At 39.1% G+C, this 21,136-nt stretch carries 21 protein-coding genes; 4 read left to right on the forward strand and 17 right to left on the reverse strand.

Annotated features, from left to right (window positions below; all coding sequences use genetic code 11):
- Both relA and rlmD read right to left on the reverse strand, forming a co-directional pair.
- Entirely contained in the window at window positions 1-2,157 is a 2,157-nt protein-coding gene (gene relA, locus H5090_RS14915; RefSeq protein ID WP_182696098.1) for a GTP diphosphokinase, read from the reverse strand.
- Between the two features lie 8 nt (window positions 2,158-2,165).
- Window positions 2,166-3,491 (reverse strand): 23S rRNA (uracil(1939)-C(5))-methyltransferase RlmD, encoded by a 1,326-nt coding sequence (gene rlmD, locus H5090_RS14920; protein ID WP_182696099.1) that lies wholly within the window; start codon window positions 3,489-3,491, stop codon window positions 2,166-2,168.
- 109 nt (window positions 3,492-3,600) lie between these two features.
- On the opposite strand from rlmD, the gene barA reads away from it, so the two are divergent.
- Complete coding sequence (gene barA, locus H5090_RS14925) at window positions 3,601-6,375, forward strand: two-component sensor histidine kinase BarA (RefSeq protein WP_182696100.1); 2,775 nt, start codon at window positions 3,601-3,603, stop codon at window positions 6,373-6,375.
- A gap of 81 nt (window positions 6,376-6,456) precedes the next feature.
- On the opposite strand, the gene pdxJ is transcribed toward barA, so the two are convergent.
- From pdxJ to rpoE, 10 genes are all read right to left on the reverse strand, one after another.
- Entirely contained in the window at window positions 6,457-7,188 is a 732-nt protein-coding gene (gene pdxJ / locus H5090_RS14930) for a pyridoxine 5'-phosphate synthase (protein WP_182696101.1), read from the reverse strand.
- Window positions 7,189-7,210: 22 nt separating this feature from the next.
- Complete coding sequence (recO, locus tag H5090_RS14935; RefSeq protein ID WP_002958713.1) at window positions 7,211-7,903, reverse strand: DNA repair protein RecO; 693 nt, start codon at window positions 7,901-7,903, stop codon at window positions 7,211-7,213.
- A 20-nt stretch (window positions 7,904-7,923) separates the two neighbouring features.
- Window positions 7,924-8,856, reverse strand: coding sequence for a GTPase Era (era, locus tag H5090_RS14940; RefSeq protein ID WP_182696102.1), 933 nt, complete (start codon window positions 8,854-8,856; stop codon window positions 7,924-7,926).
- A complete protein-coding gene (gene rnc / locus H5090_RS14945) occupies window positions 8,846-9,523 on the reverse strand; it encodes a ribonuclease III (RefSeq protein ID WP_002958715.1) in 678 nt (225 codons plus the stop codon). The genes era and rnc overlap by 11 nt, the downstream gene beginning before the upstream one ends.
- A gap of 2 nt (window positions 9,524-9,525) precedes the next feature.
- On the reverse strand, window positions 9,526-10,461 hold the full coding sequence (lepB, locus tag H5090_RS14950) for a signal peptidase I (RefSeq protein WP_002958716.1): 936 nt from the start codon (window positions 10,459-10,461) through the stop codon (window positions 9,526-9,528).
- 16 nt (window positions 10,462-10,477) lie between these two features.
- On the reverse strand, window positions 10,478-12,265 hold the full coding sequence (lepA, locus tag H5090_RS14955; protein ID WP_002958717.1) for a translation elongation factor 4: 1,788 nt from the start codon (window positions 12,263-12,265) through the stop codon (window positions 10,478-10,480).
- Between the two features lie 275 nt (window positions 12,266-12,540).
- On the reverse strand, window positions 12,541-12,990 hold the full coding sequence (locus H5090_RS14960) for a SoxR reducing system RseC family protein (protein ID WP_024594973.1): 450 nt from the start codon (window positions 12,988-12,990) through the stop codon (window positions 12,541-12,543).
- Between the two features lie 20 nt (window positions 12,991-13,010).
- A complete protein-coding gene (locus H5090_RS14965; protein WP_182696103.1) occupies window positions 13,011-13,961 on the reverse strand; it encodes a MucB/RseB C-terminal domain-containing protein in 951 nt (316 codons plus the stop codon).
- A 4-nt stretch (window positions 13,962-13,965) separates the two neighbouring features.
- The gene (locus H5090_RS14970) at window positions 13,966-14,583 is read right to left on the reverse strand and encodes a sigma-E factor negative regulatory protein (RefSeq protein WP_039484802.1); all 618 of its coding nucleotides are present in this window, start codon (window positions 14,581-14,583) and stop codon (window positions 13,966-13,968) included.
- A 1-nt stretch (window position 14,584) separates the two neighbouring features.
- Complete coding sequence (rpoE, locus tag H5090_RS14975) at window positions 14,585-15,166, reverse strand: RNA polymerase sigma factor RpoE (protein ID WP_002958721.1); 582 nt, start codon at window positions 15,164-15,166, stop codon at window positions 14,585-14,587.
- A gap of 245 nt (window positions 15,167-15,411) precedes the next feature.
- On the opposite strand from rpoE, the gene nadB reads away from it, so the two are divergent.
- Window positions 15,412-17,022: an L-aspartate oxidase gene (nadB, locus tag H5090_RS14980; RefSeq protein WP_154903488.1), complete on the forward strand. Its 1,611-nt coding sequence runs from the start codon at window positions 15,412-15,414 to the stop codon at window positions 17,020-17,022.
- Here the strand turns inward: nadB and H5090_RS20910 are convergent.
- Window positions 16,997-17,353, reverse strand: coding sequence for a hypothetical protein (locus H5090_RS20910; protein WP_024597157.1), 357 nt, complete (start codon window positions 17,351-17,353; stop codon window positions 16,997-16,999). The genes nadB and H5090_RS20910 overlap by 26 nt on opposite strands.
- A gap of 55 nt (window positions 17,354-17,408) precedes the next feature.
- Window positions 17,409-17,660, reverse strand: coding sequence for a succinate dehydrogenase assembly factor 2 (locus H5090_RS14985; protein ID WP_002958724.1), 252 nt, complete (start codon window positions 17,658-17,660; stop codon window positions 17,409-17,411).
- 164 nt (window positions 17,661-17,824) lie between these two features.
- Here H5090_RS14985 and H5090_RS14990 point away from each other — a divergent pair, with 164 nt between their 5' ends.
- Both H5090_RS14990 and H5090_RS14995 read left to right on the forward strand, forming a co-directional pair.
- Window positions 17,825-18,736 (forward strand): folate-binding protein YgfZ, encoded by a 912-nt coding sequence (locus tag H5090_RS14990; protein ID WP_182696104.1) that lies wholly within the window; start codon window positions 17,825-17,827, stop codon window positions 18,734-18,736.
- A 12-nt stretch (window positions 18,737-18,748) separates the two neighbouring features.
- Window positions 18,749-19,234: a peptidylprolyl isomerase gene (locus H5090_RS14995; protein WP_182696105.1), complete on the forward strand. Its 486-nt coding sequence runs from the start codon at window positions 18,749-18,751 to the stop codon at window positions 19,232-19,234.
- Window positions 19,235-19,275: 41 nt separating this feature from the next.
- On the opposite strand, the gene H5090_RS15000 is transcribed toward H5090_RS14995, so the two are convergent.
- The 3 genes from H5090_RS15000 to H5090_RS15010 are packed head-to-tail and all read right to left on the reverse strand — an operon-like array spanning window position 19,276 to window position 20,959.
- A complete protein-coding gene (locus H5090_RS15000) occupies window positions 19,276-19,758 on the reverse strand; it encodes a hypothetical protein (protein ID WP_165723566.1) in 483 nt (160 codons plus the stop codon).
- A 25-nt stretch (window positions 19,759-19,783) separates the two neighbouring features.
- Complete coding sequence (locus H5090_RS15005) at window positions 19,784-20,596, reverse strand: DUF481 domain-containing protein (protein WP_024597159.1); 813 nt, start codon at window positions 20,594-20,596, stop codon at window positions 19,784-19,786.
- A 42-nt stretch (window positions 20,597-20,638) separates the two neighbouring features.
- A complete protein-coding gene (locus H5090_RS15010; RefSeq protein WP_002958729.1) occupies window positions 20,639-20,959 on the reverse strand; it encodes an HI1450 family dsDNA-mimic protein in 321 nt (106 codons plus the stop codon).
- Window positions 20,960-21,136 lie beyond the last annotated feature (177 nt).

Genomic DNA, 21,136 nt, shown 5'->3' on the forward strand with positions numbered 1-21,136 from the left:
TTAATGACCACGCTTGGCATCATGTACACCTTCAATTTGGTGTAATTTAGAAAGAACACGGTTAGTACCCGATAAGTCATGTACTTCTATTTGCATTGTAAATATAGCTAACTGATTATCTTCCACCGTATTTACGTTCATGTTTAAAACATTTACTTTTTCATTAGCAAGTACTGAGCTTATATCGCGTATCAACCCTGAACGATCGGTGGCTTCTATTTTAATACTTAGTGCGTACGAGCCGTTAATATCATCTGACCAACTTACCGAAATAACACGCTCAGGATGCTGGTTTTTTAAGTTATTAAACGAATCACAGTCTTCCTTATGAACACCTATTCCTCGACCTTGGGTTATATAACCTATTATTTCATCGCCAGGTACTGGGCGACAGCACTTGGCTACATGGCTCATTAAGCTGCCAACACCATCAACCACAATGCCGTTTTTATCACCAGTTACTTTACTTGGTGCTTTAATGCGAATAACCGGCTCATCTTCTGTCCGATCACTTACAAAGTTAAGCATTTGATTGAGGCGAACATCGCCCGCACCAATCGCAACCATTAAGTCATCCAGCTCTTTAAAGTTAAAACGCTTAATGGCTGGCTCTAAATCTTTATATGTTAAATTGAGCTTTTGTAATTCACTGTCGAGAATTTCTTTCCCCGCACTTAAGTTTTTGTCGCGGTCGAGCTGTTTAAACCAGTGGTGGATTTTAGCTCTAGCACGGGATGACTTAATGTATCCTAATGACGGGTTTAACCAATCACGACTTGGATTTGGTTGTTTTTGGGTGAGTATTTCTACCTGATCCCCTGTTGTAAGTTGATGCGTAAACGGCACTATTTTGCCGAATATTTTTGCACCAATACAACGATGCCCCACATTTGAGTGAATGTAGTAAGCAAAATCAAGCGGTGTAGCGCCAAGTGGTAAATCGATAATATCGCCGCTTGGGGTAAATATGTATACGCGATCTTCTACTACTTGGTTTTTAAGCTCTTCTGCTAAATCGCCACCATCAACCACTTCTTCTTGCCATTGGAGTAGCTTACGCAACCAGCTGATTTTTTGCTCATAACCCGAGCCGCGCCCTGGTAATGCACCTTCTTTGTACATCCAGTGTGCAGCCACTCCTAACTCAGCATCTTGATGCATGTCGCTGGTACGAATTTGTATCTCTACCGTTTTACCTTCAGGTCCAAATACCACGGTATGAATTGACTGATAGCCGTTTTGCTTTGGGGTTGCTACATAGTCGTCAAACTCTTTATTAAGATGACGCCAATTGGTGTGCACAATACCAAGCGCACCGTAGCAGTCTTGCAGGCGTTCAACGACGATACGCATTGCCCGAATATCAAAAAGCTGATCAAACTCGTAGTTTTTTTGCTGCATTTTTTTATAAATGCTGTAAATGTGCTTAGGACGACCATAAACTTGGGCTTCTATGCCCGCTTCACTTAAACGGTTTTTTACTTGCTCAACCATATCTTCCATGTAGGCTTCGCGTGTAAGGCGTTTGTCGTCAAGTTGTTTGGCTATGCTTTTATAGGTGCCTGGGTGCAAATATCTAAACGATAAATCTTCCAGTTCCCATTTTAATTGCCCTATTCCTAATCTGTTTGCCAATGGTGCAAAAATATCAGCCGTTTCTTTAGCGGCAATGACGCGGTCTTCTTCATCCGCATTTTTTACATTGCGTAAATGACATACCTGCTCGGCAAGCTTAATGACCACGGCGCGCACATCTTCAACCATGGTTAATAACATTTTTCGAATATTATCAACTTGCATAGTGCCTTTACCTTGATGCGATAAAGTACTAATAGTGGCCATTTGTGCAACCCCAGTTAGCAGCATGGCAATGTTATTCCCAAGCTGCTCTTCGATGGTTTCAAGCGATATTAAGTCGTTTAAAAAATACGGGGTTAAATACGCAGTAACTAACGATTCGGGGTCGAGATTTAGCTCAGCTAAAATTTCAACCATTTCGATTGCAGTAGTTTGCCTGCTTTCACTATCACATTTTACGCAGAGCGCTTGGGCTTTAGTAAGTAGCTCTGTTTTTTCTTCAGACAAGGCAAGAAATGAAAGCCGAGTGCTAAAATCTGTTGTCTCATCTTGTTGATGTGATTGTCGTGTAGCTACCATAATGCGTTCTACCTCCGTTGAAATAACGCCATAGTTTCAATATGCCCTGTATGAGGAAACATATTCATTAGCCCAATTTTATTAAGATCAAAGCCAGCTTGTGAAATAATTGCGCTGTCACGGGCTAAAGTAACAGGGTCACAAGAGACATATAAAATAGTTTTAAACTGCTTTAAAGGTAATTGCTCTAATACAGCCATAGCACCAGTCCTCGAAGGATCGAGTACAAGCACATCTAAGTTTTTGCTAAACCATGGGGCGCTCTGTATGCTTTGGGTTAAATCAAAGCAATGAAACTGCGCATTGGTAATAGAGTTAGTTTGCGCATTTTGAGCAGCCATTGCAACCGCTGAAGTCACACCTTCTACACCAATTACAGATTTTGCTTGTTTTGCTAACACTAATGAGAAATTACCAATCCCACAAAATAAATCCAATAAATTTTCATCACCTTTTAAATCAAGCCAATTTGCAGCTTGCTTTAACATAGCTTCGTTAACTTGCGCATTTACCTGAATAAAATTACCTAAACCAAATTCAAATTTTAGATCAAATTCTTTAAGATAATAAAATGGCATGGCTAAGTGTGAATGTTCTATTGCATCGCTCTCGCTTTGCCATACAATTTTAAACTGCTGGCTTTTTGTTATGTGCTCAACCAAAGCCTTTGTATCATCATTAATTGCTTTAGTGTGACGAATAACAACAAAGTTTTGTTTATCACTTTGGCATAACTGTAAATGGCTTATACTGTGCAGTGCTTTGTGTTGATTAATTAAATCATCAAAAAGTGTGAAAACATCTGTAAATACTTCATCAAGTACTGCACATTTATTAATACTCACAATATTTTTTGAGCCACTTGCTCTGTAACCCACGCGCATTTTTTTAGCTGCTTTATCAAACATAACAGCTATACGAGCGCTGCGTCTGTAATGCACAGGTTTACTTAATAATGGGGTTTGCCAGTTTAAGCTGTTTAATTTAGCAAACTTACTAAATAACTGAGTAACTGCAGTTTGTTTTTCTACAACTTGTTGGCTTTCTTCTAAATGCTGTAATTGGCAACCACCACACTGATTATAGTGCTCACAAAAAGCATCTACTCTTGATTCACTCGCTTTAATAACTTTAATTACTTTTGCACTGCTGTATTTAGCTTTATCTTCGACGAGTGTTGCTTTGACTGTTTCGTTTGGTAATGCACCGATTACAAAACATACTTTATTGTTATGTTTAGCAATGCCACGCCCTTGATGATCCATTCCCGTTATAGTCAATTCTAGTGTTTGTTGCTTTAACGGTTTTTTTTTCGCTTTAAAAATTTGCGCCATTAGGCATTACCTTAACTTTATTTATGAAGCACCTATATTTAGATGCTTTAGAATGCGTGTTGAACCGTATATACTCAAGTCATACTAATAACGATAAAACGCTCTCATTATGACCAAATTAGGCTTACGCGATTCTGTTTTAACACTGACCCTGATCCCAACGGTGATCATAGGATTACTACTTGGTGGCTATTTTACAATAAATCGTTACATTGAGCTTGATGAAATTTTATATCAGCAAGGCACTACTATTTCTGAGCCCCTTGCTATTGCGCTTGAGCAGCCCATGCTCGAAAAAAACAAACAGCTATTGAATCGCCTTATAAGCTACACGCATAACAAGCACTCCCCTACAATTAAGTCGATTGCTATTTTTGATAAAAATAATGCGCTATTAATGACCAGTAATTATCACCGCTCATTTGAAAAGTTAATTAATCAAAAAACGCTCATAAATTTAAAAACGACCCGTGTGCAAAAGTCAGATGAGCTTGTTACATTCTTCACGCCCATTATTAACCATACAAGTCACGACTCTAAATGGGATCCATCGGCTTTTCAGTCATCTTTGGGCACCGTTATTATACAGCTAAACAAAGACCAAGCAGTTATAGGGCAACAACGAGCTTTATTAATTAGCGGTATTGTAATTATTTTATCATTGGTGTTTGCAGCTATTTTAGCTTTAAAGTTAAGCCGCATGTTTATGACGCCGCTTAATAAGTTAGTACTTGCAACCGACAAGTTAGTTGAAGGTAAAAGAAGTACTGGCCTTAACGACAACATGATTGGTGAGTTTGAGTTACTTCGAGAAGGCTTAAACACCATTGCTCACACTATGGTGATGCAAAAAGATGAAATGCAAAAAAATATTGATCAAGCAACAAGCGACTACCGCGAAACACTAGAGCAATACGAAACGTCAAATATAGAGCTCTCGTTTGCAAAAAAAGAAGCGCAAGATGCTAACCGTGTAAAATCAGACTTTTTAGCTAAAATGAGTCACGAGCTTCGTACTCCGTTAAACGGTGTTATTGGATTTACACGCCAGCTTTATAAAACACCGCTGAATAAACATCAAAAAGATTACCTCGACACTATTATGCTCTCAGCAAATAGTTTAATGACTATTATTAGCGACATTTTAGACTTCTCCAAACTAGAAGCGGGGGCAATGGAGCTTGAGTCGATTCAGTTTCAACTTCGTGATGCTGTAAATGAAGTAATGACACTACTCGCTCCTAGCGCACACGATAAGCAATTAGAGCTATCCATTTACATTAACCAACAAGTACCGGATGACTTAACAGGCGATCCCACTCGCTTTAAACAAGTCTTAATAAACCTGTTAAGTAATGCGATTAAATTTACCGAAAAAGGCTCTATTAAGGTCGACATAAGCCATCGGTTACTCGACGACGAACGCACTTCTTTACTTGTGTCAGTAACAGATACTGGCGTGGGTATACCTATGGATAAGCAAGACTCTTTATTCACTCCATTTGGGCAAGCAGACTCAAGCATTACACGTAAGTTTGGTGGTACAGGCCTTGGTCTTATTATTACCAAGCATATTGTTGAAGCAATGAGTGGTCGTATAACGTTAAATTCTGCGCCTGGTAACGGTACCTGCTTTACATTCAATAGTGTGTTTAGTTTGCCAAATCACGTATTTACAAATGACTTACCGACTAAATCGCTCATTGGTAAGCGTATCTTATATTTAGAGCCACATGAGCATACGCACCATGCCGTACTTTCGTTATTAACCCAGTGGGAATCAAACGTTACGGCATGCTTTAACGAAACTAGCTTTTTAGACGCTATAAAAAATACTGAACATAAATATGACGTTTGCTTAATTGGCCATATGGCATCAGTTGATGATATGCAGCAACTAAAAAGCTATGTAAAAGCCGTGCGTGAATCTACTGATTACTTATATTTAATGCTTAATACTGTATCGCACAATATGCGAGAAGCCTTTATAGGCAGCGGAGCTGATGCATGTTTAAGTAAGCCACTTAATCACCGTAAGTTATGTGAAGTACTTGCAGCACCTTACAGACTTGACCACCCGACTCATAATATTGAACAAAACGATCAAGCTCTACTGCCGTTAAAAGTATTGGTTGTTGATGATAACGATGCTAATTTAAAACTTCTCCATACTTTGTTAAGTGAACAGATTGAAGTAATAGAAACGGCTCATAATGGTTCACAGGCATACAGTTTAAGTAAAAGTCATAAATACGACATAATTTTTATGGATATACAAATGCCAATTATGGACGGTATAACCGCATGTAAGCTTATACAAGAATCATCACTTAATGAAGACACACCCATTATCGCTGTAACGGCACACGCCCTTCAAAGCGAAAAAGAGCAACTACTAAAAGATGGCTTTAAAGGCTATTTAACTAAGCCTATTGATGAAGATATGCTTAAACAAATTATTAGCGACCATAGTCCACAGACTCCTGTTAATCGTGACAAAGCTAAAACAGATATACCACAAAGTCCTGCACCATTTCAAAGTAGTCGAATTGATTGGGCACAAGCCCTGCAGCGTGCTGGCGGAAAGAGCGAGTTAGCGCTAGAGATGCTTAACATGCTACTTTTAAGTGTCCCTGAGACCCTTACATTACTTGCTAAAGCAATAGAGAGTAACGATTGCCAGCAAGTGTTAAGTATTGTTCATAAATTTCATGGTGCATGTTGTTACACTGGTGTACCAAAACTTAAATCACTCGCAGAAACAATCGAAACATCGCTTAAAAATAAATGCTTGTTAGAGAATATTGAACCTGAATTATTTGAGTTACAAGATGAGCTTGAAAACCTACTTGCGGATGCAAGTGTGACTGAACTGCAAAGATAAGCTTTGAATTTTAGATACAAAAAAACGCGGTATTTACCGCGTTTTTTTATTAAGCTTTTTAAATACTTATGTTTGCTTATCTTACATTCTTGCTTCAATCATTAATCGTTTCATGTCGCGTACGGCTTTATCGAGCCCATCTATCGCTGCACGAGCAATAATAGCGTGACCAATATTTAGCTCATAAATCTCAGGCATTGCAGCGATTGGTTTCACGTTATGATAATGAAGACCATGGCCAGCGTTAACAATCAAACCTAAGCTTGCTGCGTATTTAACACCTTCACGAATGTGCTCTAACTCTTTGTGTAAATCAGTATCATTTGTGGCATCAGCGTACGCGCCTGTGTGTATTTCTATATAAGGAGCACCACATTCTTTGGCTGCATCTAACTGTGCTTTATCTGCATCAATAAATAGCGATACTTTAATACCCGCTTCGGTAAGCGTTTTTGTTGCTGCTTTAATTTTATCTATATTACCGGCTACGTCTAAGCCACCTTCGGTTGTTAATTCTTCGCGCTTTTCAGGTACTAAACACACGTACTCAGGTTTTACTTCAAGCGCGATTTTTATCATTTCATCGGTAACAGCGGTTTCAAGATTCATACGAGTTTGAATGGTTTTAGCCATTACATAAACGTCGCGATCTTGAATATGGCGTCTGTCTTCACGTAAGTGAATCGTAATACCGTCTGCGCCTGCATGCTCTGCTACACTGGCTGCATGAGCTGGATCTGGATAGCTTGTTCCACGCGCTTGGCGAAGTGTTGCAATATGATCTACGTTTACACCCAAAAGAATATCTTTCATTTTCTTACCTGTAAAATTACGTTTATTGAGAGGCCATAAATAGCTCGCGGCTTTTTAATGGTTTACTACCTAATAAGGGTTTTAATAAATAGCGACTTAATTGCTTTGCCATATATAGCACATCATTTTGGCTAAAGTCATGATTTGCTATGGCGTTGAGTTGTTTGCCACTAAATCCAGAACGTGTATCTTCTTGTACTAAAAAACCAAGTTCGGGGAAATAACTATACGTCTGCTTTTCATCTATTGGTTCACCACTGGCGTCAAAACTAAAATCCACGCCATAACCGAGTAATTCCAATAGTTGAAACTCGTATGAGCGAAGCACCTCTTGTAAATTAGCCCCGCTGTTTAGGTTTGATAGATGAGTTTTATATAGCTCAAATACTTGTTCAATTGGCTCGTTAACAGGAACGATACGATTTGTAAGCTCATTTAAATAAAAACCACAATAAAGCTCATCACCTTTTAAAAAGTGCGAGTTCCCATGCAGTTCAAACTTATTGATATATTTTAAATCGTACTTGCCACTGTAATTAACAAGCAGTGCCTGAAACGGCTGAAGTTGTGCTTTATGTTTAGTGGCCTGGCGACCACTAATTCGGGCCAGCATTCTTAACTGACCAACGCCTTCTACAAGCATATCTAACATTACTTGGGAGTCACTATAAGGACGCCGATGTAATAAATACGCGGTGTAGAAGTCGCTATCCATTCACTAAGCTACTGCTTGGTCTAGTCTTCACTGTAACCTAAGCTTCTTAGTGCACGTTCATCGTCAGCCCAACCCGACTTAACTTTAACCCAAAGCTCTAAGAATACTTTGTTATCAAGCATTTCTTCTATGTCTTTACGGGCTTCACGACCAATGGTTTTTAGCTTTTCGCCTTTATTACCAATAACCATGCGTTTTTGTGTTTCGCGCTCAACAAGAATCAACCCGTTGATATGCCAAATACCGTTGTCTTGCCATTTAAACTGCTCAATTTCAACAGTTACAGAATACGGCAATTCTTCGCCCATAAAACGCATTAGTTTTTCACGAATTACTTCAGCTGCCATAAAGCGCATTGAACGGTCAGTTACATAATCTTCCGGAAAGTAAAATTCGCAAGGAGGTAAGCGTTTAGTTACTTCTGCTTTGATTAAATCAACATTTTTACCTTGCGTTGCCGATACTGGCATAATTCCAACAAAATCAAACTTGTCACTTAACCACTTCATATGAGGCAACACAAGGTCACGGTCTTTAACTTGGTCTATTTTATTAATAACCAATAATACCGGCTTACCACTTTGCGATACTTTATTAAGTACCATGTCGTCATCGGCATTCCAATGAGTGCCCTCAACTACAAAAATAATAAGCTCAACATCGCCGATAGAACTAGACGCGGCACGGTTCATTAAACGGTTAATCGCACGTTTTTCTTCAACGTGTAGACCTGGTGTATCTATGTATACCGCTTGGTGTTTATCTTCGGTATGAATACCCATAATACGATGACGCGTGGTTTGTGGTTTACGTGAGGTAATACTCACTTTTTGCTCAATAATTTCATTAAGCAAAGTCGACTTACCTACGTTTGGGCGCCCTACAATAGCAACCATTCCACAAAACGTATCTACATCACCTTCATGAGGCTGTATTAGGGTATCAAGGTTCATTTTTAAGTATCTTCAATGCTTTTTCAGCAGCTTTTTGTTCGGCTTTACGGCGCGAGCTACCTACAGAAATTATGCTATCCATTCCATCAACAATACATTCGACCGTGAATGTTTGATTGTGTGCTTGGCCTTTGGTATCAACCACAGTGTAACCCGGTAAAGATAATTTACGGGCTTGTAAATACTCTTGCAGCAGGGTCTTCGGATCTTTTTGGTTAAGCCCTGGTGAAATAGCATCTAATCGTGATTCGTACCATGACAATATAAGATCGCCACAGCTATCAATACCTGAATCTAAAAATGCAGCGCCAATAATAGCTTCTACTGCATCAGCAAGCGTTGACTCGCGACGGAATCCGCCACTTTTAAGCTCGCCCGGCCCTAAGCGTAAATAATCGCCTAGGCCAAATTCAAGACCAAACTCGGCAAGTGTTTGACCACGCACAAGCGTTGAGCGCATGCGGCTTAAATCGCCTTCACGCGCTTTAGGAAATTTGGCATAAAGTGCATTGGCAATCACAAAGCTTAAAATAGAGTCGCCTAAAAATTCTAGTCGCTCATTATGCTGGCCTTTGTGGCTGCGGTGCGTCATTGCTTGCTCAAGTAAACCTTGATCGGCAAATTCATAGCCAATTTTTTTATATAATTCTGTTACATTTTTTTTCATCGTTACTGAATATTACCTAGGCGCTCAAAGCGAACACCAGTTGGAACCCATCCTGGTAAAATATCATCAGGGCCATTCTCAAATTCAAAACTCATCCATATAAAGACAGCTTTACCCACCAAGTTTTCTTTTGGTACAAAGCCCCAAAAGCGACCATCTTGGCTGTTGTCGCGGTTATCACCCATCATAAAATAATGATCAGCAGGAACAGTCCATTCATCAGAAGGCGTGCCCGGTTGCTGGTAGTAACGCCCTTTTCTCTCAGGCGCTTGTGGGTTGATTAATATATCATGCGTAACTGTTGTTAAATTTTCATTTACACGAGCTAGAGGCATTGGGCCTTGTTTAAATTCGTTATCATTAATTAGTTTAAAATCAATTTTATTGAATTCATTACATAAAAGCTCACCCTGCTGGGTTTCGCCTTCTTTACAATTTGGCTGAATATATAAACGTTTATCGCGATAAACAATTTTATCGCCAGGTAAACCAATTGTACGTTTAATATAGTCAACATTTTCATCTAAAGGGTATTTAAAAACAACAATATCACCACGCTCAGGCTGCCCAATATCAACTAATTGAGTACGCCAAACAGGGTCTTTTATTCCATATGAATACTTTTGTACTAAAATAAAATCACCTACTAATAATGTAGGCATCATTGAACCGGATGGAATTTGAAACGGTTCAAAGATAAATGATCTAAAAATAGTAATTGCTGCAATCATCGGGAAAATCGACTTTGCTGTTTCTGTTAGTACTGGTTCTGGTGCAATTAATGCCGCAGTTTCTTCATCTAACGGAGCTCCAGCAGACGTTTGCGCTATCGCTAAGCGCTCCTGCCTTTTTGGGGCGTACATTAAGTGATCTATTAACCATATTAAGCCTGAGCCTAAAGTTAATAACACCAATAAAACTGAAAAATAACCAGCCATTTATAATCCTTTGTTTTTATTTGCCAACTTTTAAAATAGCTAAAAACGCTTCTTGAGGCACTTCAACATTACCTACTTGCTTCATACGTTTTTTACCATCTTTTTGCTTTTTAAGTAGCTTTTTCTTACGGCTCACATCACCACCGTAACACTTAGCAATTACGTTTTTACGTAATTGTTTTACCGTGGTACGGGCAATAACATGTTGTCCGATAGCAGCTTGAATCGCTATATCAAACATTTGACGTGGGATAAGCTCTTTTAACGCATCAGCTAACTGGCGACCACGAGACTGTGCACCATCTCTGTGAACAATTATCGCAAGTGCGTCAACGCGCTCACCATTGATTAAAATATCAACACGCACCATATCTGATGTTTGAAAGTGTTTAAAGTTATAATCAAGCGACGCAAAACCACGGCTAGTTGATTTTAATTTATCAAAGAAATCCATCACCACTTCAGCCATAGGTAGCTCGTACGTTACAGCTACTTGCTTTCCGTGATAAGTCATTTTTGTTTGGCTACCACGTTTTTCAATACACAAAGTAATAACGTTACCTAGGTATTCTTGTGGTACCAAAATATTAGCTTCAACAATCGGCTCTCGAATCTCTACAATATCGTTTACTGCAGGCAAATCAGATGGATTATCAATCTGAAATGTACCTTCTTTAGTAACTATCTCATAGATTACCGTAGGTGCTGTTGTAATTAAATCAATATCGTATTCACGCTCTAAACGCTCTTGAATGATTTCCATGTGTAGCATACCTAAAAAGCCACAGCGGAAACCAAAACCTAGTGCAGTTGAATTCTCTGGTTCAAAGAATAACGACGCATCGTTTAAGCTTAATTTATTAAGTGCATCACGGAACGATTCATACTCATCGGATGCAATTGGGAACATACCCGCATAAACCTGAGGCTTAATTTTTTGAAAGCCAGGTAAGCGAAGTGGAGCTGCATTTTTTTGATGAGTAATAGTGTCACCTACTGGCGCACCATGTATCTCTTTAATACCAGCAATAACAAACCCTACTTCACCTGTTCTTAAAATACCGGTGTTGGTTTGCTTAGGTGTAAACACACCTACTTGGTCGGCAGTATGTATATGCTCGTTCGACATTATTTTTATTTTGTCGCCAGTGCGTAATTCACCGTGCTTAATACGCACTAGTGATACAACGCCTTGGTATGGGTCAAACCAAGAATCGATAATAAGTGCTTGTAAAGGTGCATCTTTGTCGCCTACTGGCGGCGGTACATCTTTAACAATCATTTCAAGAACTTCGGCAATACCTACACCTGTTTTAGCGCTACACTGCACTGCATCAAGGGCATCAATACCAATAATCTCTTCAATTTCTTCTGCAACACGTAAAGGATCCGCTTGCGGTAAATCGATTTTATTAAGTACTGGAATTACTTCTAATTCCATTTCAATAGCGGTGTAACAGTTAGCTAGTGTTTGTGCTTCAACGCCTTGGCCTGCATCAACAACAAGCAACGCGCCTTCACAAGCAGCTAAAGATCGTGAAACTTCATACGTAAAATCAACGTGTCCTGGAGTATCAATGAAATTAAGTTGGTAGGTTTCGCCGTCGTTCGCTTTGTAATTCAACGTTACACTTTGCGCTTTAATGGTAATACCACGTTCGCGCTCAATATCCATTGAATCCAAAACTTGTTTTTGCATTTCACGGTCGGTTAAACCGCCACAAACTTGGATCAAACGATCTGAAAGGGTCGATTTACCATGGTCAATATGGGCGATGATCGAAAAATTACGGATATGCTTCATAAACTGGATTCTATACTTCTATTTTAATGGACTAAATATGAATACCTAAGTGACTTGAAAATACTTGCTTTAGGATGCCATAAGCTAAATTTGTATATAACAAACTGTACTTACGCTTTTTAAGATGGGTTACAACCATTTTATGTATTGAATAACAATAAGTTATATTTACTTAACTTAAATAATTCAGCCAGATAAAATAATTTAAAAAACCACGGTTCCCTGTATTTCCAAGTTACTTTGGTATAAAACGGCAATTTTACATTTAATTGGCGTCAATCACCATCTATTTGAGTTAAAGGGATACTAATTGGGTGAATTTTTATAACTTTTATATCGTGCTTTAGAGATTTCACGCGAGTTTTAGCTATAAAAAAGCCAGTAACGCCACCTAGAGCAGCAGCTAAAATCTGCCAGCCTTCGGAAGCTATAAACAATTGCGCCGCAACAAATGCAAAAACAAGACTCAAAAGGAGCGGTAGCATGTAAACCGCAAAAGCATGCTTAACGACATGACTATCATCTAGTGACAAAGTGACCTTTTGCCCTATTTCTACTGAGGATTCAAATTTATAAGGAAAGGTTTTTTTTGCAGTGCCAAATAATTTACTAAACACTTGTGAGCCGCAACGACCATTGCAGCCTTCACAAGCTTGTTTTTGCTGTGCTTCTAAATGAGCAATGTGGCCATCGAGGGCCACAACAGTGAGGGTTTGTTCAATCATAACAATCCTTACGGAATCGTCTATAGTGCGCGGGTAACTGACTCTGCAATCGCTTTTGCGGTCATGCTCGGTACATTACCAACAACCGATACATCAAAATTACCGCCATTATGCACATATACTGTCGTTGCACCAGAAGTGAGAGCTCCACTTAAACGCTTACCTGGTAATGGGCGCTGAATAAATACAGAAACCTCAACAAAACCATCAGAGAACAAGTAATAATCTGTTAATTCGTTATTTAAATCGAGCTTATGTCTGTCTGATTTTAGCAACTCAAAGCCATCAGGTAACCAACTGATTTTCCAATTAGTGGCAGTACTATCTTCATCTATAAGTGCATTGTTTGGCAAAGGCGTTGGAAAGTTTCGATTGAGCACTTCAACTAGCATACCGGCTGGCTGCTCTGTCACACTAATATGTGTAAGCTGTAATTGCTCTAAGGCTTCACCTTCATGGTTAACGTACGCGGCTTTTAGTAACAACGACGATTCCATATCTAACCAAATCCAGTAATTATATTTATACTCGTCTTTAGATTCTATGCGAACAAGTTGCGCTGCGCGCCCTGCAATACGCCCTTTGCCGCCTAGTACAAAATCATAGTGCGCACTTAAGCGATCTATATCTTTAAATAGTACTTCAGGGATTGGACCTGCTATTGAATCTGTTTTTAGAGAATATGGTTCAGACTGAGGTTCAAAATAAGTAACTTGATTATCGATACGGACCATTTCAAGCCCAGCACCGTTAAGTAAACTTAAATGCTCAAGTTCGGTGTCACCTTGTAAAGCATGCACCCATCGGTAGGGTTCCATTGTTTTACCTTTGACAACCACAAACGAGGCGTCAAAATTACGGGTGTGAACGGCATTAGCCATTTTGAGTAATAAATCTTTGGCAGGATTTGTGTCGTTGGCAAATGCATTAAAGCTTACTACCAACGACAGAACAAAAGTGATTACTTTCATTTAATTAGTTTTTTTCCTCAGACGCTTTGGTATTAGTTTGCGCTGTTTCTAAAGAATTCGCAACTCGTGCTTGGCGTTGATGCTCAAGAACTAACGCACCAATACGTTGTTGCTGTAGTTCACGTAAACCTTGCTCAGCATTTTCAAGCGCAGGCTCAGACGAATAACTTACTGGCGAGGCCATACCTGCTAGCGGTGTGGTTTGCAGTAATGGAATTTCACTTTGCTGCTCATTGTTACTTTGAGGAAGCGTATTAACGCCCACAATAGCAAACATCGCTACACTTGCTGCAATAGCTAATTGAGCAACTGGTTTGCGCCAATTAAAAGCGACTACTTTATTATCTTGTACTGTTTCAGTGATTGCTTGAGGCTGTGTTTTTGACTGACTAAAGTCAGCATAAACAGGCTCGCTTTCTAGTGCTAATGCAACGCGATCGCTAATATCAATATGTATGTCGTTATTATTTTTTTGAGCACGCATCGCATCACCAATTAACGCATAACGGCCAAACGTAGTTACATCTTGCTCTGCAATTTTTGCATCATTTAGATGTTGCTCGCCATCAAGTAATGCCGATAACGCTTCGTTATCTAACTTGTTAAGGTGTGCTTTTGTCATACTAAGACTCGCCTATTAATGGGTTTAATTTGTTATCTATTGCTTCACGGGCACGAAATATACGCGAACGCACAGTCCCGACTGGGCAATCCATTACCACTGCTATTTCTTCATAGCTCATCCCTTCTATTTCTCTAAGGGTGATTGCGGTTTTAAGATCTTCAGGCAAACTATCAATCGTATTAAAAATAACAGCGCGTACTTCTTCGCTTAAAAGTAGGTTTTCAGGAGATGCATTCGATCGCATTGAATCTGCACAATCATAAAATTCGGCATCTTCAGCGTCTATATCATTTGCTGGCGGCTTACGCCCCTGGGCTACTAAGTAATTTTTAGCACAATTAACGGCAATACGGTATAACCACGTGTAAAAGGCGCTGTCACCTCTAAAGTTAGGAAGTGCACGGTAAGCTTTAATAAAAGCTTCTTGTGCTACATCTGCAATATCGCCTTGGTTAGATACATAACGTGAGATCAAACCTGCAATTTTGTTTTGATACTTCTTTACTAATAGGTTGAAGGCGTTTTTATCTCCTTGCTGGACCCTTTTTACTAGCACTAAATCTAATTCCTGCTCGCTCATTCGAGCCGGTACTCCTATGTCTGATTTTTGCTTGTTATTCATATTGTCGTCATTGTTCACAAATACTCTGACCTCTTTATGAATAAAAAGTTCTGCTTAATATTATTTTTTTATAAAATAGATGATAATAACGGCGCTAAGCCTTTAAAATCACTACGTAGTAGTATGACAAATATGATACAACTACAGATATTAAAAACAAATATTGCTCTATATGAGCATTGTAACCGCAAAGTACCTCTGACATGAACCAAAATAAACATCACATTGCAGATGTCGCTATTATAGGTAGCGGCGCAGCAGGCTTATCACTTGCATTATCTCTAGCTAATTATTGTAACGTTACCGTGATCAGTAAAGGAGCGCTTACCGAAGGTTCTACTTTGTATGCCCAAGGCGGTATAGCTGCTGTATTTGATAAACAAAACGACAGCATAGAATCTCATGTTGAAGATACACTCGATGCAGGCGGCGGTTTATGCGATAGAGACGCTGTTCATTATACCGCCAGCAATGCCCACGATTGCCTACAGTGGTTAATCGACCAAGGCGTACCCTTTGATATGGAGTTTGATAGCAAAGGAAAAGAGCGTTTTCACTTAACACGTGAAGGTGGTCACAGCCATCGTCGTATATTGCATGCAGCCGATGCAACAGGCAAAGCGGTGCAAACAACACTTATCAGCCAAGTTAAAATTCATAAAAATATAACGCTTTTAGAGCAATACAACGCCATTGATTTAATCACAGATAAAAGCGCCGGAAAAACAGGCTCACACATTGAAGGCATGTATGTGTGGAACAAAAAAGCTAAAAAGGTAGAAACCATCTCAGCTAAATTTGTTGCTCTTGCAACCGGTGGTGCAAGTAAAGTGTATTTATATACATCCAATCCAGACGTATCAAGTGGTGATGGTATTGCAATGGCTTGGCGTGCAGGTTGTAAAGTTGCCAACATGGAATTTAATCAATTTCATCCAACAAGTCTTTATCATCCAGAGCTACAAAACTTTTTAATTACAGAAGCCATGCGCGGTGAAGGGGCTTATTTAAAGCGCCCAGATGGCACTCGTTTTATGAAAGACTTTGATAGCCGTGAAGAGCTTGCTCCACGCGATATAGTGGCACGCGCAATCGATTTTGAAATGAAGCGCTTAGGCGCCAATTGTGTTTATTTAGATATTAGCCACAAAGATAAAGACTTTATTATTGAGCACTTTCCTACTATTTACGCAAAATGCTTAAGTGTAGGCCTCGATATAACGAAAGAAGCAATCCCAGTTGTGCCTGCTGCGCATTACACCTGTGGTGGTGTAATGACTGACTTTAACGGCAAAACAGATCTCGATAACTTATATGCTGTAGGTGAAGTTGCTTACACAGGCTTACATGGTGCAAACCGTATGGCAAGTAATTCACTATTAGAGTGCATTGTATTTGCCCACGCTGCAGCTAAAGATATTTTAAGTAAAATTGAACATGCACCAGAGCCGATAGCGCTTCCTCATTGGGATGAGAGCCGTGTTAGTAACTCAGATGAAGAAATTGTTATTACCCATAACTGGCATGAACTACGTTTATTTATGTGGGATTATGTAGGTATTGTACGCTCTACTAAACGCTTAGAACGAGCACTGCATAGAGTTGAGTTGCTACAGCAAGAAATACACGATTACTATGCAAACTTTAGAGTAAGTAACAACTTACTTGAGCTTCGTAATTTAGTGCAAGTATCAGAGCTAATTATTAGAAGTGCTATGGAGCGAAAAGAAAGCAGAGGCTTGCATTACACTATTGATTACCCTGAACAAAGTGAAAACCCAACGCCGACTATTTTGACTCCAAAACGCAATTAATTGCGCCGACAGTGGCACGTTTTAGACGCGCATAACTTTGCTCATTAACGCCATTGGCTGAAATTATAAGCCAATGGTTGTTACTAAAACCTTTAATATGAAGCCATATATTATTACCATAAAATCGGCTTTTGTTACTTATTTCACCCTGAATTTTTAAGCTCTCGCCCTCAAATCTAAATAACTTGGGTTCTAATATTATAATTCCCTCATTTGGGTGAATTGCTAATACTTTGCGCCACATTATCAAGCCAGCTAGTGCATTTAGTATTAAACAAAAAAGCATGGCTAATAGTGAATCTAAAAATAAACATAATATAAAACTGAGCATACAAAAAAAGACCACAATTGGTTTGTGGTCAGCTTTATTATTTGTAACCGTAAACCTATACACGAACTCGGTCTAAGATCAGCGAAACCATACCGTTTAACTGCTCGTCTTTACATTCTTCATGACCCATAAACCATGCAAATAAGTCAGGGTCTTCTTCTGTTAGCAAACGCTGAAAGATAGCCTGTTGCTCTGCGCTCAAAGAGTCGTATGCTTCTTCTACAAACGGCATAAACAAAACATCTAGCTCTAACATGCCACGACGACAAGCCCAACGAATACGTGCTTTACTATGAATTTCAACCATTTTAAACCTCATACTTAATTGACTCGAGTTTAACAAACACAAGCCTATTTAGCAGCTATTAATCTCTCATTAAATAATAAACCCGCACCAATAGGCGCTTGTCTGTACCATACGTAACAACTGCGTTATTATGTCACTTCATTTATATTGCAAAGAAGGTTTTTATGTCGAGCGTTTATGCATGTCCGTTATCTCATCAACTTATTAGCCTCTGCGGTGCTGATAAATTATCTTATTTGCACGGACAAATCACTCAAGATCTAAATAAATTAACCAGCAGTAATTATTTGTGGGCTGGCCATTGCAGCGCCAAAGGTAAACTTTGGGGTGTATTTAAATTATTTTCTTACCAAGATAACTACTACCTTGCGGGTAGCCAAGCTGAAGTTGAAAAATCATTAGCTGAACTTAAAAAATACGCTGTATTTGCAAAAGTTGATATTACTGAATGCTCAAAGCGTTTAATTGGTTTAATTGGTGATGATTTATCGGATGTACTGGCACAACTTGATATTAGCTTTGAAGGCGATGCAAGCGCGTGTGATTTTACGAATGGTAAAGCGCTAAAATTAGCTGATAACCGTGTTTTAATAATGGTTGATAACCAATTTAGCATGCCTGATAACGTATCCACACTTGATAACGAAGCCCCTTGGCAACAAGCAGCGATGCTTGCCGGTGAGCCTCAGCTAAGTGCAGATGCAATTGGCGAGTACGTTCCTCAAATGGTAAACCTACATGCTATTGGCGGTATAAGTTTCAAAAAAGGGTGTTATACCGGTCAAGAAACAGTAGCCCGTATGAAGTACCTTGGTAAAAATAAACGTGCAATGTATATCGTTTCAGGGCAAAGCGAAGGGATTCTTTCAGAGCCTGATTTAGAAACCCAATTAGGCGAAAATTGGCGCCGTGCAGGTAAACTTATTGCACAAAGCTTTGATGAGCAAACAAATAAATTAACAGGCCTCGTTGTGTTGCCAAACGATACTGATGTAACTCAGGTACTTCGTGCAAAACACACACCTCAGGTGGAGCTAAGCATTCTGCCTCTACCCTACTCTCTTGAAGATGAATAAATAGGAATGACTATGATCGTTGCGGCAAACAAAGTGATAAAAATGCATTATTCAGTAATGGATAATGATGGCAATAGCATTGATAACTCGTTCGGTGGTGAGCCACTACACTTTATCATTGGCACAGGCTATTTAATTTCAGGCCTAGAAAATGCTTTGCTGGGCAAGCAACCAGGCGACACGCTTAGCGTAAAGGTTGAACCTGAAGAAGGTTACGGCGAGCGCCACGAAAACCTAATGCAAGCAGTACCTAAATCAATGTTTGAAGGTATGGAAATTGAAGTTGGCATGCAATTTCGTGCATCAACAGATGATGGTGACCAATCAGTAATGATCATCGATATCCAAGATGAAGAAGTGATTGTAGATGGTAATAACCCACTTGCAGGTATAACACTTAACTTTGATGTAGAAATACTAGAAGTACGTGATGCGACAGAAGATGAATTAACTCACGGCCACGTACATGGCGAAGGTGGGTGTGGTCACGACCACTAATGTACTGCTAAACAAATAAAAAAGCGCCTAAGGCGCTTTTTTTATATCATATTGTTACGCTTAACCGTTTCAGCTTTTGGCTTACTAGGCAGCGCGATTGATACGTTTTTTTCTTTTAAAGCAGCTAGTAAACCTTTTTGATCGTTTGTACCAACTCTATACAAGGTGCCATCTTTGAGCGTTAACTGTATTGCACTAAAGCCAGATACTGTATATACCCAACCATCATGAGTAATTCGCATACCAATACCGTGCCTGTAAGAGTTTTGAACTGCTTTTGCTTCTACTACTTCGCTAAGCTCAATACTTTGCCCAGCAACGCCTGGACCAAACGCCCAGCTAATATTTTTATCATCTACTTTTACTGTTAGGCCATGGAACAAAAAGCCCACCAGCACTAAAATCCCAGTAAATATTATTAAAGGTCCATCAGCGCCTAACAAGTTCCACGCAAGCGCCACAAAACCGCCAATCCACGCTAATACAAAAAAGATAAACACCGCATACTGTTTATGCTGATACATAATATTCTCTAAATTAAATAAATACTTAAAAGCTGTATACCAATGTAGCACTCAGCTCTGAGTCAAACTTGAGTTTATCATCTTCGGGTTTTGAATTATAACGATACATGTAGGTAAATTTGAGTGATACCGCGCCAATCACTTGGCTTATCAGTGCGGTTTCCGATTTTAAGCGAGAATTAAGACCTGAAAGCGACTGCTCTATACTCACATCTTGATTAAAACGAGTGCGCTTAGAAACCAAGCGTTCCCACTGCATTGCTACACGTACTAAATAACCGGTTTTATCAATTTCATCTTCGCTCACATCCGAATCTTCATCGGCGACTGAACGGTATAAACCAGGTCCTATATCAATATCTACTTTGTTTTTAGAGCCTTGATATACACGCGCACCATAGCCTGTCGCCACCGTGCTTTTAAAATCAAGTCCACTAAACTCATCTTCTTCGTAATCACCGTAAATAAAAAATGAGGAGTTTTTAACACCTACTTTATAGTTACCTTGCGCTGATACAAAAATACGATTAGCTGTAACATCAGTGCCACCGCTTTCATCGTTTTCATCACGCTTATAAAGAGAGTCTATTTTAAATTGGTTACGCCACTTTTCAAAATCTTGGTATAAATTACCTTTGAGCTTAAAACTGGTCGAATTGGTGTTACCTTTACTTAGAATAAAACCAAATTCAGTATCACCGTAAAGCATATCACCTTTGTGTAACTCATGAATTTCTTCATCAGAGAGCTTGCCATATTCATGAAAATCTTCAAATGGATCAACAGCCCAACTTGGGCAGCTAATTATTAAAAAAATTAAAAATAAATACTTACGCACAACACTCTCTCTGCACACAATTATAAAAATAAGCGGTATTGCTTATTCACTCTCTTTCCATAAAATATGACAAAACGGAGCATCTTTATCACGACTAATCAAAATTTTAGCAAACAAAACATCATCATTTTCAAATTCTAAACCAACTAGCACCTGAATAAAGTGCTCTGGCTCTATCTCAAGGGCAACAAAATCTTGCCACTGATCGTCTGGCTCGTCTTCTTCGATAAAGCCTAGGTCTTCTCTAAACTCATTAAAGTCTTCAACATCTTTATCACTCAAGTTATTTGGCGCTAGCTCTAAAAAAATATCATAAGCTTGGTGAGTAGCTTCTTCTACCGTATATAAACGTGGACCCGACATATGTGCTTAACCTTAAGCTTTTAAGTTGCGCTATATTATCAAATCTCATCATCATTTTGATAAAAAAAAGCGTAAAACACTGACTTTTTTGTAACTGAGTCATGCTTTATTCAGCATACAACTCAAACAGTAAATAACAATTTAACTAACCCATTGAATATCAAGATTACTTTTTTA

This window comes from Pseudoalteromonas sp. SR43-5, assembly GCF_014163835.1.
GTDB classification, from domain to species: Bacteria; Pseudomonadota; Gammaproteobacteria; order Enterobacterales; family Alteromonadaceae; genus Pseudoalteromonas; species Pseudoalteromonas distincta.

Excerpts from the sequence above, each read along its gene's own strand:
- nadB (WP_154903488.1), top strand. The coding sequence starts at position 15,412 with ATGAACCAAAATAAACATCACATTGCAGATGTCGCTATTATAGGTAGC.
- H5090_RS14990 (WP_182696104.1), top strand. The coding sequence starts at position 17,825 with ATGTCGAGCGTTTATGCATGTCCGTTATCTCATCAACTTATTAGCCTC.
- H5090_RS14965 (WP_182696103.1), bottom strand. The coding sequence starts at position 13,961 with ATGAAAGTAATCACTTTTGTTCTGTCGTTGGTAGTAAGCTTTAATGCA.
- H5090_RS14985 (WP_002958724.1), bottom strand. The coding sequence starts at position 17,660 with ATGGTTGAAATTCATAGTAAAGCACGTATTCGTTGGGCTTGTCGTCGT.
- H5090_RS15010 (WP_002958729.1), bottom strand. The coding sequence starts at position 20,959 with ATGTCGGGTCCACGTTTATATACGGTAGAAGAAGCTACTCACCAAGCT.
- rpoE (WP_002958721.1), bottom strand. The coding sequence starts at position 15,166 with ATGAGCGAGCAGGAATTAGATTTAGTGCTAGTAAAAAGGGTCCAGCAA.
- pdxJ (WP_182696101.1), bottom strand. The coding sequence starts at position 7,188 with ATGAAAGATATTCTTTTGGGTGTAAACGTAGATCATATTGCAACACTT.
- lepA (WP_002958717.1), bottom strand. The coding sequence starts at position 12,265 with ATGAAGCATATCCGTAATTTTTCGATCATCGCCCATATTGACCATGGT.
- barA (WP_182696100.1), top strand. The coding sequence starts at position 3,601 with ATGACCAAATTAGGCTTACGCGATTCTGTTTTAACACTGACCCTGATC.
- H5090_RS14995 (WP_182696105.1), top strand. The coding sequence starts at position 18,749 with ATGATCGTTGCGGCAAACAAAGTGATAAAAATGCATTATTCAGTAATG.
- H5090_RS15000 (WP_165723566.1), bottom strand. The coding sequence starts at position 19,758 with ATGTATCAGCATAAACAGTATGCGGTGTTTATCTTTTTTGTATTAGCG.
- lepB (WP_002958716.1), bottom strand. The coding sequence starts at position 10,461 with ATGGCTGGTTATTTTTCAGTTTTATTGGTGTTATTAACTTTAGGCTCA.
- rlmD (WP_182696099.1), bottom strand. The coding sequence starts at position 3,491 with ATGGCGCAAATTTTTAAAGCGAAAAAAAAACCGTTAAAGCAACAAACA.
- H5090_RS14970 (WP_039484802.1), bottom strand. The coding sequence starts at position 14,583 with ATGACAAAAGCACACCTTAACAAGTTAGATAACGAAGCGTTATCGGCA.
- rnc (WP_002958715.1), bottom strand. The coding sequence starts at position 9,523 with ATGAAAAAAAATGTAACAGAATTATATAAAAAAATTGGCTATGAATTT.
- era (WP_182696102.1), bottom strand. The coding sequence starts at position 8,856 with ATGAACCTTGATACCCTAATACAGCCTCATGAAGGTGATGTAGATACG.
- H5090_RS14960 (WP_024594973.1), bottom strand. The coding sequence starts at position 12,990 with ATGATTGAACAAACCCTCACTGTTGTGGCCCTCGATGGCCACATTGCT.
- relA (WP_182696098.1), bottom strand. The coding sequence starts at position 2,157 with ATGGTAGCTACACGACAATCACATCAACAAGATGAGACAACAGATTTT.
- H5090_RS20910 (WP_024597157.1), bottom strand. The coding sequence starts at position 17,353 with ATGCTCAGTTTTATATTATGTTTATTTTTAGATTCACTATTAGCCATG.
- recO (WP_002958713.1), bottom strand. The coding sequence starts at position 7,903 with ATGGATAGCGACTTCTACACCGCGTATTTATTACATCGGCGTCCTTAT.